Origin of the sequence: Sporosarcina sp. FSL K6-6792 (assembly GCF_038004885.1) — a bacterium.
Taxonomy (GTDB): domain Bacteria; phylum Bacillota; class Bacilli; order Bacillales_A; family Planococcaceae; genus Sporosarcina; species Sporosarcina psychrophila.
On sequence record NZ_JBBOSA010000001.1, the window covers coordinates 2890491 to 2907088 of the forward strand.

The 16598-nt window shown below is 41.9% G+C and carries 18 protein-coding genes and 1 riboswitch; of the genes, 3 read left to right on the top strand and 15 right to left on the bottom strand.

Annotation, left to right across the window (positions count from 1 at the left end; all coding sequences use genetic code 11):
- Position 1: 1 nt before the first annotated feature.
- Both MKZ26_RS14150 and MKZ26_RS14155 read right to left on the bottom strand, forming a co-directional pair.
- Positions 2-784 carry a hypothetical protein gene (locus MKZ26_RS14150; RefSeq protein ID WP_340766575.1) on the bottom strand — a complete coding sequence of 261 codons (783 nt, stop codon included), beginning with the start codon at positions 782-784 and terminating at the stop codon, positions 2-4.
- 134 nt (positions 785-918) lie between these two features.
- Complete coding sequence (locus MKZ26_RS14155) at positions 919-1653, bottom strand: sulfite exporter TauE/SafE family protein (RefSeq protein WP_340766576.1); 735 nt, start codon at positions 1651-1653, stop codon at positions 919-921.
- Positions 1654-1825: 172 nt separating this feature from the next.
- Here MKZ26_RS14155 and MKZ26_RS14160 point away from each other — a divergent pair, with 172 nt between their 5' ends.
- On the top strand, positions 1826-2194 hold the full coding sequence (locus MKZ26_RS14160; RefSeq protein WP_067204336.1) for a VOC family protein: 369 nt from the start codon (positions 1826-1828) through the stop codon (positions 2192-2194).
- Between the two features lie 353 nt (positions 2195-2547).
- On the opposite strand, the gene MKZ26_RS14165 is transcribed toward MKZ26_RS14160, so the two are convergent.
- Entirely contained in the window at positions 2548-3498 is a 951-nt protein-coding gene (locus MKZ26_RS14165) for a hypothetical protein (protein ID WP_340766577.1), read from the bottom strand.
- Positions 3499-3688: 190 nt separating this feature from the next.
- On the opposite strand from MKZ26_RS14165, the gene MKZ26_RS14170 reads away from it, so the two are divergent.
- Entirely contained in the window at positions 3689-4168 is a 480-nt protein-coding gene (locus MKZ26_RS14170) for an immunoglobulin-like domain-containing protein (protein ID WP_340766578.1), read from the top strand.
- A 47-nt stretch (positions 4169-4215) separates the two neighbouring features.
- Here the strand turns inward: MKZ26_RS14170 and MKZ26_RS14175 are convergent, their stop codons facing one another.
- The 3 genes from MKZ26_RS14175 to MKZ26_RS14185 form a co-directional block, all read right to left on the bottom strand.
- Positions 4216-5328 carry a 5-methyltetrahydropteroyltriglutamate--homocysteine S-methyltransferase gene (locus MKZ26_RS14175; protein ID WP_338654278.1) on the bottom strand — a complete coding sequence of 371 codons (1113 nt, stop codon included), beginning with the start codon at positions 5326-5328 and terminating at the stop codon, positions 4216-4218.
- A gap of 162 nt (positions 5329-5490) precedes the next feature.
- Positions 5491-6228 (bottom strand): cyclase family protein, encoded by a 738-nt coding sequence (locus MKZ26_RS14180; RefSeq protein WP_340766579.1) that lies wholly within the window; start codon positions 6226-6228, stop codon positions 5491-5493.
- 137 nt (positions 6229-6365) lie between these two features.
- A riboswitch (SAM riboswitch) is annotated at positions 6366-6480 on the bottom strand.
- 195 nt (positions 6481-6675) lie between these two features.
- A complete protein-coding gene (locus tag MKZ26_RS14185; protein ID WP_067204320.1) occupies positions 6676-7152 on the bottom strand; it encodes an acyl-CoA thioesterase in 477 nt (158 codons plus the stop codon).
- A gap of 103 nt (positions 7153-7255) precedes the next feature.
- Here MKZ26_RS14185 and MKZ26_RS14190 point away from each other — a divergent pair, with 103 nt between their 5' ends.
- Positions 7256-7648 carry a hypothetical protein gene (locus MKZ26_RS14190; RefSeq protein WP_340766580.1) on the top strand — a complete coding sequence of 131 codons (393 nt, stop codon included), beginning with the start codon at positions 7256-7258 and terminating at the stop codon, positions 7646-7648.
- Between the two features lie 47 nt (positions 7649-7695).
- Here the strand turns inward: MKZ26_RS14190 and MKZ26_RS14195 are convergent, their stop codons facing one another.
- The 9 genes from MKZ26_RS14195 to opp4A all read right to left on the bottom strand — a co-directional run bounded on the left by MKZ26_RS14195 (position 7696) and on the right by opp4A (position 16582).
- Entirely contained in the window at positions 7696-8427 is a 732-nt protein-coding gene (locus MKZ26_RS14195) for an urease accessory protein UreD (RefSeq protein WP_340766581.1), read from the bottom strand.
- Between the two features lie 67 nt (positions 8428-8494).
- Positions 8495-9124 (bottom strand): urease accessory protein UreG, encoded by a 630-nt coding sequence (gene ureG / locus MKZ26_RS14200; RefSeq protein ID WP_067204312.1) that lies wholly within the window; start codon positions 9122-9124, stop codon positions 8495-8497.
- A gap of 23 nt (positions 9125-9147) precedes the next feature.
- Complete coding sequence (locus MKZ26_RS14205) at positions 9148-9888, bottom strand: urease accessory protein UreF (RefSeq protein WP_231885750.1); 741 nt, start codon at positions 9886-9888, stop codon at positions 9148-9150.
- Positions 9830-10336, bottom strand: coding sequence for an urease accessory protein UreE (locus MKZ26_RS14210; RefSeq protein WP_340766582.1), 507 nt, complete (start codon positions 10334-10336; stop codon positions 9830-9832). Before MKZ26_RS14210 ends, MKZ26_RS14205 begins: the two co-directional genes overlap by 59 nt.
- Before the next feature lie 422 nt (positions 10337-10758).
- Positions 10759-12474, bottom strand: coding sequence for an urease subunit alpha (ureC, locus tag MKZ26_RS14215; RefSeq protein WP_067204306.1), 1716 nt, complete (start codon positions 12472-12474; stop codon positions 10759-10761).
- Positions 12471-12839: an urease subunit beta gene (locus MKZ26_RS14220; RefSeq protein ID WP_067204303.1), complete on the bottom strand. Its 369-nt coding sequence runs from the start codon at positions 12837-12839 to the stop codon at positions 12471-12473. Before MKZ26_RS14220 ends, ureC begins: the two co-directional genes overlap by 4 nt.
- 15 nt (positions 12840-12854) lie before the next feature.
- Positions 12855-13157 carry an urease subunit gamma gene (ureA, locus tag MKZ26_RS14225; RefSeq protein ID WP_067204300.1) on the bottom strand — a complete coding sequence of 101 codons (303 nt, stop codon included), beginning with the start codon at positions 13155-13157 and terminating at the stop codon, positions 12855-12857.
- Positions 13158-13602: 445 nt separating this feature from the next.
- Positions 13603-14526, bottom strand: a complete 924-nt coding sequence (locus MKZ26_RS14230) for a S66 peptidase family protein (protein ID WP_340766583.1) — start codon at positions 14524-14526, stop codon at positions 13603-13605.
- A gap of 202 nt (positions 14527-14728) precedes the next feature.
- The gene (gene opp4A, locus MKZ26_RS14235) at positions 14729-16582 is read right to left on the bottom strand and encodes an oligopeptide ABC transporter substrate-binding protein (RefSeq protein ID WP_340766584.1); all 1854 of its coding nucleotides are present in this window, start codon (positions 16580-16582) and stop codon (positions 14729-14731) included.
- Positions 16583-16598: the final 16 nt, after the last annotated feature.

Here is a 16598-nt window from a genome sequence, read left to right on the forward strand (position 1 = left end):
TCTACAACCTCACTTTCTTCTCAAAAAGGACAGCTGCAATGACGAACATTATGAACGTGAAGAAAATATCGAATACAATTTCACCCGTGTAAAAAAAAGTTTCAGCATGCTCGAGGTAAATAAAATCCACATTAATTTTCGGATTTTTGATTTTCATTAAATCAATAGGGCCTATTAGAATTAGTTTCTCATATAGTTCGGAGAGGACAAATAAACTATATAGCCGAGAAGCAACAAGGAATAAAATAATCGTAGCTACAATTGAAAATCCCTTTAAATATGGTTTCATCAGTCGGTCTATGACCCAGAAGAAAAACCCGATACTCATGAATATTATCGAAACTGCAAAAATCATGACTATAAAAATACTTCCAAAGAAAAACAAATCATCAAATGTAGCCATTGTCGAGCTGAATAATACGTGTTGAACCGCAAGAACCAGTGTTGGAATTAACAATCCCACAGCACCAATAAGGGATGCAAAAAATGCTTTCGCTCCAACCAATTTAAAAATGGACGCCGTCGAATGAAACCACACATCCGGACGTTTTATTTCCCTTTCCAACATAATAAACAATGCAATAACCGGTGCTAATACACTTGCACCCGCCCAAATAAAACAGATAACAAGCACCACTTCAAAAACATGTACTTCAAGACCAAAAATGTTGGCTATTAGATGTGGAACAAACGACATTACAATAATCCCAAGCAATGCACTAACGAGTAACGGCCACTTCAGCGTTATCCATTCTTTTTTCAACAATCCATTCCACTGCTTCATCAGCGTTCCTCCTCTACATTCCAGTGTATTAGTTAAATAGTACACTATATGCAAGGATGTTGTAAAGGGATTTGTTGGGATAAATTCTCCCATTCAAAAAACACCTCTTCCTTTTAGTGGATGAGGTGTTTTTGTTAAAGAAAACTATTGACGATAAGCTGGATGATCAATGCTATCGTAATAATGCGCAATAATATTTTAACGTGATCCGGATTCAACCTTTCAGCAAGTCGCACACCGATTTGTGCGCCCGATAAGGAACCGGCCATGAGTACAAAGGCAATTGGCCAAATAATCTTACCCATGGCAATATAGCTGATGGCTGCACCAAATCCACTTGAAAACGTTGCAAGACGACCAAAGCCAATTGCCCGAATGTACGCAATTCGTAAGTGACCGAATAAATACAGTAGTAGAGTGCCTTGCCCCGGTCCAAACATCCCATCATACATTCCAATGCCAAGTAAACCCGGAATCGCTACTTTCGTCGGCCTTAAGCTTTCTTCCCCTGAGAAGTCTACTTTAGAAAGGAATGATGTAAGAAAAGCAACGATAAGAAGAATAACCGCTATAATGTACATTGTATTTTCCGTCAAGCGTGTTGCTATGAAACCACCTGTAAATCCACCGAAAAGTGATATAGGTATAATCCAAAATGATTCCTTAAATGTAACCTGCTTTTTCAGTAGGACTGTTATAAAAGTAGAAAACGAACTAACTGTTGTTGAAATCTTCCCAGCCCCAAGGACAGAGTGAATTGGGATACCCATGAGCAACATAGCCGGGACCGTAATCAGGCCACCCCCACCTGCAAGCGTTCCAAGTGTCATCGCAGCCATTCCAATGAAAAATATAAGTATGTAATCCATTCCCCACACTTCCTTCATTTATAGTATACGATTATTTAACCAATTGGGAAAATCAATCACTTTCATTCAAGCTGATAAGGATTGCTTATGTACTAGTCTCGGAAAATGGTATTAGTGAAACAGCTGAATGGAGATTATACTGAAGGTATTACGTTCAGAGGAGTGTTGAGCAATGAGCAAGTTTCTAACAGGAATTGATCATATCCAAATTGCAGCGCCGCCCGAGTCTGAAGATAAAGCACGGAAGTTTTACGGGGAATTGCTCGGTATGGAGGAGATTCCAAAACCAGAAAACTTGAAGGGGCGCGGGGGTTGCTGGTTTCTTTGTGGCTCACAAGAAGTGCATATCGGTATTCAGCAGGATTTCATGCCTGCGAAAAAAGCGCATCCCGGTTTTACAGTGAATGCACTGGAGCAGTTGAAATTACGGTTGGAAGAAGCTAATTATCCGTTTAGTGAAGAACTTCCAATCGAAGGGCGATCACGCTTTTTTACACATGATCCTTTTGGCAACCGGATTGAGTTTTTGGAATTTGAATGAAGCAATACGGAAGTTGCTCAAAATTCGTTTCATGGCGCAGCAGGATGGATAAGCTGCGTCCTGCTGTTTCAAGAATGAGGTGGCTTTTCGATTTTCACTTATAGCTTAGCTGTTGCCATGACAGTTTGACGCTTTGCCCTCACAGTTAGCGCTTGCCATGACTGTTCCATGGATTGTCCTCACAGTTTCTTCGCTTGCCATGACAGTTTGACGCTTTGCCCTCACAGTTTGCGGTTGCCATGACAGTTTGACGGGTTGTCCTCACAGTTTGCGGTTGCCATGACAGTTTGACGCGTTGCCCTCACAGTTTCTTCGATTGCCATGCCAATCATCCTTATTACCTTTACAATCCATTACGCTTCAATAATTCCTTGCTCCTGTACATCTAGCCTCTCTAATTCGTGCAGCAATTCATCACGCTTTCTCGCAAGTCGGTCTTGAACCTTGCGCACATCTTGAAGCACATCGTTCAACTTACTTTTTGCGTCTGTAATGCGAGAATGAACCATCCAGTCTGAAAAAATATTATCGAAAAACAGATCCGTAAATGTAAAGATGTCATTTTTGTTCACCGTGAATGATTCAGTCGCGGCATTTTGGACATCCATCAGTTCAGTCTCAAAATGGCGGAGGGCACGTTGCGCGCGATGGACAAGATCATCGGAGCTATTAATTTCGGAGTATTTAAGAGCCGATACTAGCAAGCCACCGCCAAGGAATGTATCCCATACCGACAATCCTTCTGCCGCCCCAAGCTTCTCCAGCGCCGCATCGAGTGCCCGATTTGCCTTGTTACCTGCATCGCAGGCTTCGTCAATTTCACGCAGCATTGAACGCAGTCTTACTCTATCATCTGCTATTTTTTGTAACGTCCCATTCGCAATTGTGTCATTGAATCGAATCCACGTCTCTTTTTCCTTCAGAAAATCCGCCCACTCTTCCTCGATATAGTCGAAGTCTGGATTTTTAATCTCTTCACGTAATCGGACCGCTTCTGCTTCCAAGTCCGTCACTACTTTTTCTACTTCATTATAATGGAGCTCCGCATCCGCTGCTTCTGAAATCTCCTTCTCCATTTTTTCATCCCACTTGCCTGTCCACTCACTTATCTTATTCATAAAAGAAAACTTGCCAAGCTTCACTACATCCTGTTGTTCTTTTGTCAGTTTTTCATGCAAGTTATCACGTTGTATAATCGCATCTTTAAGTTTTACCTCCGCGCCCTCAAGATGCCTTTTCACTCGGTTGCGCTCAGTACGTATCATCGTCAATTCCATTTGTCGTTCTTGTATATCCTGTCTCATTGACTCCACCCCTTTCTCTGTTATACGAAAATAAGTGGATGAAGTTTCATTTATACACTATATTTTACCCACATGTGGATAACACTCAATGAATTTTCATGGGAATTAACTTATCCACAGCTATTTATTGCTATCAATCAAGGTTTACCCACCCTTAAAGGTATATGCTAGAAGTGGAGGTGTTTCCATCATGAATAAACTGCTGTTAATTGCAATCGTTCTTATACTCCCCCTCTCCGCCTGCGGAAAAGAACCCGCAGTTTCTACACTACCTGATCCCGTGCCTGACCAGGAAATGTTTTCATCAGAAGAAGGTTTATCACTTGTATTGGACGAAGATTCATTCGTCGGTTCGCCACCCATCATTAAGACGCTTGTACGAAATAACAGCTCATCCGATTACCAGTTGGGCGAATTTTATCATATTGAAGTAAATAAAGATGGCAAGTGGTATATTATTACGTATTCAGATGCCGTATTCTTAAAGAACCCATCCTTCAAAGACTTTGGAAATGTGTTGTCAGCCGGCAATAAAGCACGCCAGACCTTTTCGGTCGACGCGCTCGGCGTGACACTGATTCCAGGTGAATACCGTCTTGTGAAAACATTTATTTCAACAGGCGAGCCCATGCATGAATTATCCGTTGCTGTGCCATTTACAGTGGAATAAGAAATAAACCGGAACAAAGCATATGAGCCTTGTTCCGGTTTATCAGTTTAACCCCAAACTTCCTTTGCCACGTCCACAATGAATTTCAACTTTTCCCATTGCTGCTCTTCTGTTAGCTTATTGCCGTGATGCGTTGAAGCGAATCCGCATTGCGGACTTAAGCATAGTTGTTCAAGTGGCACGTATTGTGCAGCTTCTTGAATACGCGCAATGACCGCATCCTTGTCTTCCACTTCGCCATTTTTCGAAGTAACAACACCAAGGACAACCTTCGCTCCGCCGTTTGGCACATGATCCAACGGTTTAAAGTCTCCTGAACGCTCGTCATCATATTCAAGGAAGAAGCCATCCACTTTTTCTTTTGCAAGAAGTGTGGGTGCAATCAGTGCGTAGCTTCCCTCAAACGCCCACGTCGATTGGTAATTTCCGCGACATAGGTGTGTTGTTACGAAAAGATCTTCAGGTTTATCTTCCAAAACACCATTAATGACGCGTAGTGCCAAGTCGATTAGTTGTTCTCTTGAATAGGCTCCGTCGTTAAATGGGATATTCGGTGCAGAAAGCCCCGCAATATAAACATCATCCAACTGCAAGTAGCGTACACCAGCTTCGTAAAATGCTTTCAAAGCATCTTTGTATGCTTGAATAACATCATTGGCAAATTCTTCAATGTCAGGGTAAATCGTTTCATCACGAATTCCGATATTAAAGAGCTGATTCGGACTTGGAATCGTTTGTTTCGCAACGGCACGGCCGCCTACGATTTCATTAAACTCAACAAAGTCTTGAATGAATGGATGATTAGGGTCAAACGAAATCTTGCCTGTGTTTCGAACGTTATATCGTTCTGTTTCAATACCATCAAATACGTAGCCAGTCTCTGGCACATATCCTTCAATTCCGTTCAAATGCTCCAAGAAGTCTAAATGCCACCACGTACGTCTAAATTCACCGTCTGTTACAAGTTCCAAACCAACTTCAATTTGCTTATCAACAACCCGTTTAATTTCCTGTGTTTCTACTTCTCGTAATTGTTGTGCAGTAACTACGCCTTCTTTGAAGTCTTTGCGCGCTTTATGCAAATTATCTGGTCGTAGTAAACTTCCAACATGATCTGCTCTGAATGGTGCTTGCGTTAGTGTTGTCGATTGATTTGTCATGGTATATTCCTTCTTTCTGTTTTAGGAGTAAATTACGGTTTTATTAGGTCAGGAGTGCAAATGAGCAGATCCTCTTTCTTTTCTTATGGCTAGTACGCGAATGAGCGGATTCTCTTGTTTTCTTACGATAGGAACGCAAATGAGCGGGCCCTTTTTCTTTTCTTACGGTAGGATCGCGAATGAGCGTACTGGGAATCCCGATGCTTTTTCCGGCTTCGGAACGATGTTAAAAATGACCGCGCCTTTTGAGGGCACTTTATCTAAGTTTGTTAATAGCTCGATTTGGTAGGTATCTTGTTCAAGAACATAATATTCGCCTAACAGAGATTGGTTCTTTTGAAAATCAATGGCTGAATCCGTATCGAAAGTTTCATGACCGACAGCCTTTACTTTTCTTTCATCAAATAAAAACTTCAAAGCAGCAAGGCCCCAACCCGGTATACGATTATTCCCATCGGCATCTTTATTGCAAAATGCCTCATTATCCGGCCAGCGTTTGCCCCAATCTGTGCGTAATGCCACAAATGTACCAGCCTCAATTTGCCCGTGCTGAGCTTCAAACTTCAGAATGTCTTCGACAGTTAATGTAAAATCATGGTTTGCATCAGATTCTTTCGATTTATCGATGACCACCAGCGGTAATACCAATTCTTTCAAACCCAATTCATCCAAGTATCTTGTATCACGAACGAAGTGAATTGGTGCATCAATATGTGTGCCGTACTGTCCCGCAAATTTAAAGCTCTGTGCGAAAAATCCATCATCGTGATCAAATAATGTTGTAAACTCTGCTGCATCAAATGCTGAAAAACGGGGTGAGTCAGGCCCGAAAGTATGTGTTAAATCGACCCATTCTTTCTTTTTTAATAAAGCAATTGCATTGATTAATTCATTTGACACAATAAGTCTCCCTTCATTTTTTGAAGGTAACTTTAATCTCCAGAAAGAACAAAATCAAAGGGCGGTCGGAGCCTAGACGAAATAAAAAACCTCTTCTAAATTTCAAGAAGAGGTTTTGGCGAATTCGCTATTTGCTCTTCTCATCTCCAAGCAGTAAGCATTACACTTACGCTTCTGGAATTAGCACAGTACTTTTACAAGTCTGTTGCTGAGGTATCATCGGGCCAGTCCCTACACCTCTCTGGATAAGAAAGTTACGTATTTAGTTGTTAATTAGTACAATACAGTCTTCCGAATAGATTGTCAATACACAAAACATGAATTATTTAGATTATACTAGTTTTTACAATGAAACATTTTATGTAAAAAGTAGAAATGGCATTGAAATGATACACGACACAATGTAAAAAACCCACAACTTGCGTGGGCTTTTCCATAACAAATTATTTAATGTTTCATCTCACTCCGCAATTTCCGATGTTCACGGCGTGCGGGGCCTGTTTCAAATAGACTCTTTTCAGCTTCTGTTTCCGGATAAATACCCGGCACAGGAGTAGGCTTATTATTTTCATCCATGGCAACCATCGTTAGGAAGGATTCGGTTGTTAGTTTTGTTTCGCCTGTAAGCAGGTTCATTGAATGGACCGATACAAATACTTCCATCGATGTACGGCCAGTTGACGTGACAATTGCCTCAAGTTCAAGTACATCTCCAACACGCGCCGACGATACAAAATCGACTGAATCGATTGAAGCAGTTACAACCGCTGTTTTTGAATGTTTCATTGCCGTGATATCAGCGATTTCATCTATATACGCGAGAACTTTTCCACCGAAAATTGTCTGCAGATGATTGGTATCGGGCGGCAGTACTAGCTTCGTCTGGATTGTTCGTGATTGGCCCATTGGTCTTTTTTCTTGCATACGACAAACTCCTTTGTAGTAGAACATATTCAATTTGTGATAAAAGGAAACTTTTCCATCAATCATTCCGTATATATAGTATACACATACTGGGGGAAGATTAATGCTGAAATTTATTGATAAATACTATGAAAAAATCACCTGGTCGATTATATTACTTGGACTTATTTTATTCTTTGTAGCAAATGACTATCTATCACTCGTTTTATTTTTATATCTACTTATAAGAGCTTTAAAATCTAGGGATTCCATCCGTAAGACACTTCGGACAACGCCTCTGAGTACTATGGTTATTTATGTGCTCGGTATGATTGTACTTCTTATAGCGCTGGTTTTCATCATGCTTTATTCAGGGGATTTCATAAAGAAGTATAACATTCCAGTTTTCTTGCAATACATTTACATCGCTGTTGTCCTAGTCGGTTCGATGTTTCTCTATACCTGGTTGATGGATTTTTTAATAAAAAAATGGAGTAAAAAAAGGGTATCGAAGTGATGTAAAACTTCAAACCCAAAGAGGACACCCCTCATTGGAGTGTCCTCTTAAACTATTTCTGCCAACAACGCGTATACACGCTTCATCTCTTCCTGCATCGTCCACTGATCAACGGCAAGCCATCTACAATGGATTGCATTTCCTTCAAGCCTTGTCATACCAGCTTTTAAACCTTCTTCGACCCGCAATGTTTCTTGTATTGCGCGGACGTCGACATCTGTGGCTTTCGGCGATACGAGCCAGATTGAACCGATATACATTGCAGTTTCTAGTACACCGATATCACCAAGTGCCGTTTCTTTTGGTGAGAAATGCAGAGAGTCGAAAGCAATTAATTCATCCTCGACAAAAATTTTGAAATTCGTATGGAACGATTGATAATCAAATATCTCACCGCGCTTTTCACGTCCTGGGGCAACGATTTCACCCCATAATATGGTTGCATCGCGTGCGATTCGAAGTGTCGTGTCACCTCGGAATTTTGCATCTACAAACGGAATAATTACTTCTGGCATCCATTCAAGGCGTGCCCCTTCTCCGAGTTCGATGTTAATGGTCTGTACACAAGTGTCTCCGGTATACGATGGATAGATTTTTAAAGCAGACTGCTGAACCAACCTTACGCTACTATCTGGAGCAAGCTTCACTGTAATGTCATTTCGATCCCCGGCGACCATGCCTCCAGAGGACTCCATTATGTAGACAGTCGCTGTCGGGTTTTTCCCTTCGTACAGTTCACGACTCGCCTTCAATGGAGGCTGTTGGAAAACATGGGGCATCCGTGTGTAGCCTCTTCTTGGCTCAAATTCCAAGTCAAGTTTTCCGTGGTGGATGGCGCGAGACGGCTTAAGCATTTGAACCAGCGGATCCCGCACCTTCTAATAGCATATTGTGCTTGATCCAAGCAACGACTTGGTCAACATTTTTCTGTGTTCTTACATCTGTAAAAATGTATGGACGTCCGTTACGCATTTTTTTTGCGTCGCTATCCATTAGTTCAAGATCAACGCCAACGTATGGAGCAAGATCCGTTTTATTGATCAATAAAAGATCAGAACGCGTCAAAGCAGGTCCGCCTTTTCTCGGAATATCCTGACCTTCTGCAACGTCGATAACATAAATATAGCCGTCGACAAGCTCTGGGCTAAATGTAGCGGACAAGTTGTCTCCGCCGCTTTCCACGAAGATAATATCGAGGTCTTCAAAACGACTTTTCAGTTCATCAATTGCTGCGAAGTTCATAGATGCATCTTCGCGGATAGCCGTATGTGGGCAACCTCCCGTTTCAACGCCTAAAATGCGATCCGCTTCAAGTACACCGCTATTTATTAAAAATTGAGCGTCTTCACGCGTGTAAATATCGTTCGTAATGACCGCTACATTATATTCTTTGTGCATTGCACGTGTAAGTTGGTCGACGAGCGATGTTTTGCCCGATCCAACCGGTCCACCTATGCCAATACGTACTGGTTTCATTTATAAAAACTCCTTTCAATCCATCATGAAATAAATAATCTTGAGAACAAATACTCATGCTTCATAGAAGCAAGTTCAATACCTAACGCGTTATTACTAATATCGGCTTCTGTCAACGTAGCAACTAATTTAGCCGCTTCCGTCACATGTCCAATCAATTCATACGTTACTTGGACACCAGTTGTTTGACCGAATGGCACAGCACGGACCGCATTTTGGACGAGTCCGTTAAGCGATGCAAACAAATACGTCATGACCGCATGATGCGCACTGACGCCTGTCGTCGCACTGTAAATACCATAAAGAATGGCGTAATGACCTTTAATCTCTTTTGCATCAATACGGGCTTTCCAGTCCGCAAGGAAATCATCTGTTCCGAGTGGAGACACAGTTTTAATAAACTGCCTTCCAAGTTTCACACTTGCCTCACGTGATTCCTTCGCAAGTTTGATTGCCCCACATAATTGCTCCAAATAGAGAAGTCGCTCGATATCCTGTTCCTGAGCCGCAGCATACGCTTCTTGAATTAAAATCGCATCCCCACGCACCAGGTTTTGAAAAAGAAACGACGTACAATAAGCGACCAAATCCTCTTTCGTCCGGATCACATCTTCCTGAATATACGTCTCCATGCCATACGTCTGCGTAAAGGACCCAATCGGAAACGCGGAATCATGAATTTGAATTAATCGTAAAAGGGCAAGATCAGTGAGAGTGTCCTCGGTATTTGAATGGTTGTTTGAATCGTCTTTCAGTTGTTTCATATGCGACACCCACTTCATCTAGCAATTTATTCAACGTATGATCTGCACGCACGATAACTTCATTCTCCTCGATTAATGCCGGTGTGTGGCGGTTTCCCAGTTCGAAAGCCGTTTTACCCATTTCCGTCATGTTTTTTGGGCTAATCACGATAACCGGCTCCATTTTTGTGCGAACGGCAATACGACGTGAGTCATCCTCGAATAAGATATCGCCATATTGTAACGGCTGGTGTTCATGATGATGATGATGGTCGTCATGGTCATGATGGTCGTGGTCATCGTGGTGCTCTTGTTGTTCAAGAGACAACGCGACATCTGTACCTTGATCTGTTTCTTTGCGTAGAATGCGTTTACTCAACTCTTCCCAGTCAAGTTCAATCCACTCTGTCTGTTTACCAGCAATTTCTTCTTCCGTTCCAATGTTACCAATGACTTTAGTTATAAGCATTTGGCATCCTCCTATGATGAATTCCTATACTATGGATAGATTTAGAATTCTTCCTAATACCGCTTCGACGCTTTGTGGATGCCTCCCGCGATAAGCCGGAAAGAAGACCACTTTCAGTCTTATCGCTCCGGCTACCACGAAGGCGCGCCTGCGCTAGATGATCTATGTGAGAATGAGCATTTCATTATCTATCAGTGCGAAGGTGAGTAATAAAAATCCCTATACAATGGATAGAATTAGAATTCATCCTATTACCGAATTACAACTCTCTCTCAATAATGTACACTCTAGCGCAAGCGCGGCAAAGGCATCCCCAAAGCGCCAAGCGATCTACAATCCACATTCTGAATTAATACTCCCTTATCATCGAGCGACACAACAGATTCAACGGGATTCTTTTATTCAACATATTTAGTTAGTAATTAAAACAGGAAGTAACGTTGTGCCATCGGGAGAACGCTTACTGGTTCACACGTAGCAAGTACGCCGTCAATTTTCACTTCATATGTTTCTGGATTGACGTCAATTTCTGGTGTTTCACTGTTATGTTTCATGTCTGCTTTACCAATGTTACGGCAGTTTTTAACAGTACCAATCATTTTCTTAAGACCCAGTTTTTCAGGTAGGCCTTCTTCTACTGCAATTTTAGGAAGGAACGTCATTGCCGCGTGTTGTGGTGCTTGACCGTGGAAACCAAACATACGGCGTCCCATCATCGGTTGCGGAGTTGGAATAGATGCGTTTGGATCACCAGTCATTGCGTAAACAGCAATTCCGCCTTTAATAACAACTTCTGCTTTCACACCGAAAAATGCAGGCTCCCAAAGGACAATATCCGCCAGTTTCCCTTCTTCGAGTGAACCGACTTCATGGCTAATTCCGTGTGCAATCGCTGGGTTAATATTTAGTTTTGAAATGTAACGTTTTACACGGAAGTTATCATTGTCTTTTCCTTCGTCTTGCGGAAGTGGACCACGTTGCATTTTCATTTTGTTTGCTGTTTGGAACGTACGCATTGTAACTTCACCTACACGTCCCATTGCTTGTGAATCGGATGACATAATACTAAGAATACCTAGATCTTGCATAATGTCTTCTGCAGCGATTGTTTCAGGACGAATACGTGAATCTGCGAATGCTACATCTTCAGGTACATCGTGTTTCAAATGGTGACATACCATTAGCATGTCTAAATGTTCATCGATTGTATTTGTCGTAAATGGTTTTGTCGGATTCGTCGATGCCGGCAAAATATTTGGGTATGCAGCCAATTTCAGTTGGTCTGGCGCGTGTCCGCCACCTGCTCCTTCTGTATGGAAAATATGGATAACACGCCCGTCAATTGCCTCAATCGTATTTTCAACAAATCCAGCTTCATTGAGCGTATCGGAGTGAAGCGCGACTTGGATATCGAATTCATCTGCAACGATAAGACTCTGATTAAGAGCATCTGGAGTCGCACCCCAGTCTTCATGAATTTTCATACCGATTGCACCTGCACGGACTTGTTCAATAATTGGTTCCGTTGTAGATGCGCTCCCTTTTCCAAGTAACCCAACGTTGATTGGTAAATCTTCAACTGCTTGTAACATTCTATGAAGATGCCACTCGCCCGCCGTCAAACTCGTCGCTTTCGAACCTGCGGCCGGGCCTGTCCCACCACCGATGAATGTAGTCGTACCAGCGTTAAGTGCAGTTTCGACTTGCTGAGGACTAATGAAATGAATATGCGTGTCGACAGCACCTGCTGTTGCGATGAGTCCTTCACCTGCATAGACTTCCGTTCCTACACCGATAATCATATCCTGATCTACACCATCCATCGTAAGCGGATTTCCTGCTTTTCCGACTCCGATGATACGGCCATCTTTAATACCAATATCTGCTTTTACAATACCTGTATGGTCAATAATCATAACGTTGGTAATGACTGTATCGAGAACGCCTTCAGCGCGAACATTTTTACCATTTTGCCCCATCGATACACGAAGTGATTTCCCTCCACCAAAAACGCCTTCGTCACCGTATGATGTATAATCTTTTTCAATTTCAATCCAAAGATCCGTATCAGCAAGACGCACTTTATCGCCTACTGTCGGGCCGAACATTTTCGCATATTGTTCGTGTGTTACTTTCATTTATCCTCGGCTCCTTTAAATCCTGCTTCTGCTGCTTTATCTAAAATCTCGTGCTTATTATGCGTCGAACCTTCCGTCAAATTATTCAGTCCGAATACGTGGCGTTTTCCACCGAACTCAACTAATTCAACTTCCTTCTCTTCGCCGGGTTCAAAACGTACAGCAGTACCAGATGGGATATTCAAATGCATTCCTACCGCCTGTTCACGGTCAAATTCAAGAAATTTATTAACCTCAATGAAATGGAAATGAGATCCGACTTGTATCGGACGATCGCCAGTGTTTGCAACGCGTACCGCTTTCACGGGGCGTCCGGCATTTATTTCAATCAAGCCTTCAGCTGTTCTAATTTCTCCTGGAATCATTGTTAAAGCCTCCTATTATTGAATTGGACGGTGGACCGTCACGAGTTTTGTTCCGTCTGGGAATGTACATTCAATCTGCACATCACTAATCATATCGCCGACGCCTTCCATTACATCCTCAACCGTAAGCACTTGTTTCCCTTCGCTCATCAGTTGTGCAACAGTCTTTCCGTCACGCGCGCCTTCCATAATGTAGTGACAAATTAGTGCGATAGCTTCCGGATAATTCAACTTTACTCCGCGTTCCTTACGCTTAATTGCCAGTTCTCCTGCAACATGCAGCAGCAATTTTTCCTGTTCGACCGGTGATAATTTCATTTCAAAGCACCTCTTTTTTTAATTAATAAAAAAACTAAATCTTGTACGATTCAGAAAATTAATTGAATTAATGTTCTCTGTTAATTTTTTAAACTTAGTTTGCATGAATATGCCATTTTGGACAACCGTCCAGTGGATTGGGGCCCTTCTAAATCGGGCTTTTGCGGAATGTGTCGAAGAATGTCGATGACTAAACTATTATAATGGTTTATGGCTTTTTTTTCAACTTAATGACTTAAAAAGGCATAGGAAAATCGAATTGTTTTTTTACAATTCTACTGGAAATTTTACTTTTAACTATCACAAATAAATACTTGTATTTTCAGCTTCATTACTTGGTTGCGCTCTCCTATATGATACCCAAAAGCATTATTGCCCAAACACATAGAGCCGCCTCAATTTAGCGGCAAATCTCCATGTGATTGAATCGCTTTCGTACCTAGTTTCACTCGACGCCAGGTAATATCGTCAGCGTCTTGTTATCAGCATCGAGCTTTGCACCGACACCAAGTGGTATGGCAAAGTGCGGCTGACAATGGCCAATTTTGAATCCTTTGACAACCGGTATTCCAAGATTAGCCGTGTAATCTGCGAATACTTCATCAAGAGTTAGTGTTTCTTTTCGTTTTTTGGGTTCCGCTTCCGAGAAGTCGCCTATGACAATTCCCACTGCCTCTTTAAGCTTTCCAGCCATGCGCAATTGATTGAGAAGACCATCGACTTTGTATGGCTCTTCTCCGACATCTTCTATAAAGAGAAGCTTACCTTTCGTGTCCACTTCAAACTTAGTGCCGATTCCACTGGCGAGCAACGACAGATTCCCACCAACAAGTTCACCTTGTGCGACGCCCGCTGTAATGGTTTCAAGGGGTGAAATCGCTTCCGTGTAATGAAGTTCCATGGGCTCAAATAACTGCTGAAACATTTTCGCAGACAATTCGTGGAACGTGTCTTTCCCAACACATGATCCAAGCATCGGGCCATGGAATGTGACAAGGTTGGAATACAGACCCATCGCTGTATGAAGGAATGTGATATCACTGAATCCCCAAAGGACTTTCGGATTCTCTTTCATAAGCTGCAGATCGATTTTATCCGTATAGCGAGCTGAGCCGTATCCTCCGCCCGCACAGATGATTCCTTTAATAGTAGGATCCGCAAACATGTCATGCAAATCTTGCAGTCGTTCTTCGTCCGTCCCCGCTAGATATCCGTGAACATTCAAGACATGTTTCCCAAACTTCCATTTCAATCCCAGCTGTTCGAGAAACGCGAGTGAGCGCTCTAAGTTTTCCTGATTAGGCGGACTCGACGGTGCAATAATGCCAATTGTGTCCCCTTTTTGGAGACGCTGTGGTCTTATTTTCATATTGCTAACTTCCTTTCATTAAGAAGCTGATACACCTATTTTTAATGTCCTTATAAGCTTATCATATTCCGCTACCCAATCATGTTTTCCTGTTCAGATTCAGGTTACTTTCAAGTGTATTCACACTTTCTTTTAACAATAAAAAAACTTGTAGAAGAAAAATGACTCTTTTCCTCTACAAGTTACAGATATACGTCTTAACTTACTTTTTCGCAGAGATAGGCTTATCTTGCGTTACTGCGATATCACTCTTATACATTTCCGTTCCATCACCAATTGAATAGTTTAACACACGGTTGTTAACTGGAACTAGTGCTGCGCGGTACAATGTTGGGAATACAGGAACTTCATCTGTCATTAGTTGTTGCCACTCATTGTATATTTCTTTACGCTTATCAACGTCGAATGCATCTTCAGAGATACCTTCAGCTAACAGGCGCTCATTGTCTGCATTTTCCCAACGCGCGAAGTTGTATAATACGTTTTTAGCGTATAGACCACTAGGATCTACGTCGATACCTACACCCCAAGCAGCTGAATAAATATCAATTTCAGGATTGTCATCTCCATTTTGGCCAACGCCTTCATAAAATGTATTAAATTCTTGTAAGCGACCATCTAACAGTGCTACTTTCAAGCCAACAGCTTCCCATGCTTGAATATAATATTGTGCCAATGGTTCAGCGATCTCATCGCCTGACATAGAAGCATAATTGATAACCAATGGTTTTCCTTCTTTGTCTTCACGGATACCATCACCATCAACGTCTTTAAATCCAGCTTCTTCAAGCAATTGTTTCGCTTTTTCAGGGTCATACGGTGTACCAGGATTTGTAGCATCATGATATTCTGGGTGTGATGGTGGAATCAATGTTGTTGCAGCCCAACGTAGGCCGTGATAGAACTTCTCACCTACCGTATTATTATCAACCGCATGCCACATAGCTTTACGTAAATTCACATCCCCCATCTTCGCATCGGGATTAGGTTTCACTACTTTCTTTTCTTTATCCCAAGTACCAAGTTTAAAGCCAACATACGAATACGCGCGATCTACATCGCCTAAAAATTCGACGTTTGACATCTCAGCATTATCAGGGTACTGAGGTACTGGGAAAGCACTTACTGTATCTACATCACCTTTTTCAAGTGATTGAACAACGACGTTTGGATTGATTACTTTTAAAGTAACTGTGTCGAGCTTTGGTGCCCCGCGCCAATAATCTTCGTTTTTAGTAAACGTAACTGATTCACCAGGTACGATTGTGTCAACTTTAAACGGACCAAAACCGATTGGTTTCTGACGTACTTCCGGTGAAGATGAGATATCTTTAACAGGCATATCGCCAAAGATATGCTTAGCAAGTGGGTATGTCCAAATACCACCTGTAATAAGTGATGGTGTTGCCTCTTTATATGTGATTTTTAATTCTTTATCACTTACTATTTCAATACCGGAAATTGTTTCCGATGTACCTGCTTGGAATTCATCCATACCTACAATGTTAAGTACATCTCCTGCACGCGGACCATCATAGTCAGCATGACCAAGGACTTCATGTGCAAATGCCCAGTCTTCAGCTGTAACTGGCTTACCATCATGCCAATTTACATTGTCACGAATCTTAAACGTGAATGTTCTTCCATCTTCAGATGATTCATATGTTGCAGCACCATCCTGTGTATAGACATAACTTGAATCCCATGTTAACAAGGGTTCGTCAAACCATTCAAGCACTTGTGAATCAGGGTCACCTGAATAGAAGTTCCAGTTCAACGTTCCTTCAAAGGCTGTATCCGAAACGAGTCCGAATGTAAATGAACCCCCTTCGATTGCCTCACCTTCATTTGTTTTAATCTTACTAAAATCATCGATCGAATAGAGTCCATCATCTGCGACTTCCTCTTTCTTGGTCTCTTCCTTCTTACCTTCTTCTTTCTTAGTTCCAGAATCTGCTGGTTCCGCGTCATCTGCTTTATTACAAGCGGCTAACGCAAGTAATAGAACAAGCATCATTGCGAATAGAACTTTACTTAGACTTTTCTTCCCTACCATATAAATTTCTCCCCCT

Coding starts and splice junctions, on each gene's coding strand:
- MKZ26_RS14195 (WP_340766581.1), bottom strand. CDS start 8,427: ATGCCCCATGTTTTCCAACAGCCTCCATTGAAGGCGAGTCGTGAACTG.
- MKZ26_RS14230 (WP_340766583.1), bottom strand. CDS start 14,526: ATGAAAATAAGACCACAGCGTCTCCAAAAAGGGGACACAATTGGCATT.
- MKZ26_RS14170 (WP_340766578.1), top strand. CDS start 3,689: ATGAATAAACTGCTGTTAATTGCAATCGTTCTTATACTCCCCCTCTCC.
- ureA (WP_067204300.1), bottom strand. CDS start 13,157: ATGAAATTATCACCGGTCGAACAGGAAAAATTGCTGCTGCATGTTGCA.
- MKZ26_RS14210 (WP_340766582.1), bottom strand. CDS start 10,336: ATGCTTATAACTAAAGTCATTGGTAACATTGGAACGGAAGAAGAAATT.
- MKZ26_RS14150 (WP_340766575.1), bottom strand. CDS start 784: ATGAAGCAGTGGAATGGATTGTTGAAAAAAGAATGGATAACGCTGAAG.
- ureC (WP_067204306.1), bottom strand. CDS start 12,474: ATGAAAGTAACACACGAACAATATGCGAAAATGTTCGGCCCGACAGTA.
- MKZ26_RS14175 (WP_338654278.1), bottom strand. CDS start 5,328: ATGACAAATCAATCGACAACACTAACGCAAGCACCATTCAGAGCAGAT.
- MKZ26_RS14165 (WP_340766577.1), bottom strand. CDS start 3,498: ATGAGACAGGATATACAAGAACGACAAATGGAATTGACGATGATACGT.
- MKZ26_RS14155 (WP_340766576.1), bottom strand. CDS start 1,653: ATGGATTACATACTTATATTTTTCATTGGAATGGCTGCGATGACACTT.
- MKZ26_RS14220 (WP_067204303.1), bottom strand. CDS start 12,839: ATGATTCCAGGAGAAATTAGAACAGCTGAAGGCTTGATTGAAATAAAT.
- MKZ26_RS14160 (WP_067204336.1), top strand. CDS start 1,826: ATGAGCAAGTTTCTAACAGGAATTGATCATATCCAAATTGCAGCGCCG.
- MKZ26_RS14205 (WP_231885750.1), bottom strand. CDS start 9,888: ATGAAACAACTGAAAGACGATTCAAACAACCATTCAAATACCGAGGAC.
- ureG (WP_067204312.1), bottom strand. CDS start 9,124: ATGAAACCAGTACGTATTGGCATAGGTGGACCGGTTGGATCGGGCAAA.
- MKZ26_RS14190 (WP_340766580.1), top strand. CDS start 7,256: ATGCTGAAATTTATTGATAAATACTATGAAAAAATCACCTGGTCGATT.
- MKZ26_RS14185 (WP_067204320.1), bottom strand. CDS start 7,152: ATGCAAGAAAAAAGACCAATGGGCCAATCACGAACAATCCAGACGAAG.
- opp4A (WP_340766584.1), bottom strand. CDS start 16,582: ATGGTAGGGAAGAAAAGTCTAAGTAAAGTTCTATTCGCAATGATGCTT.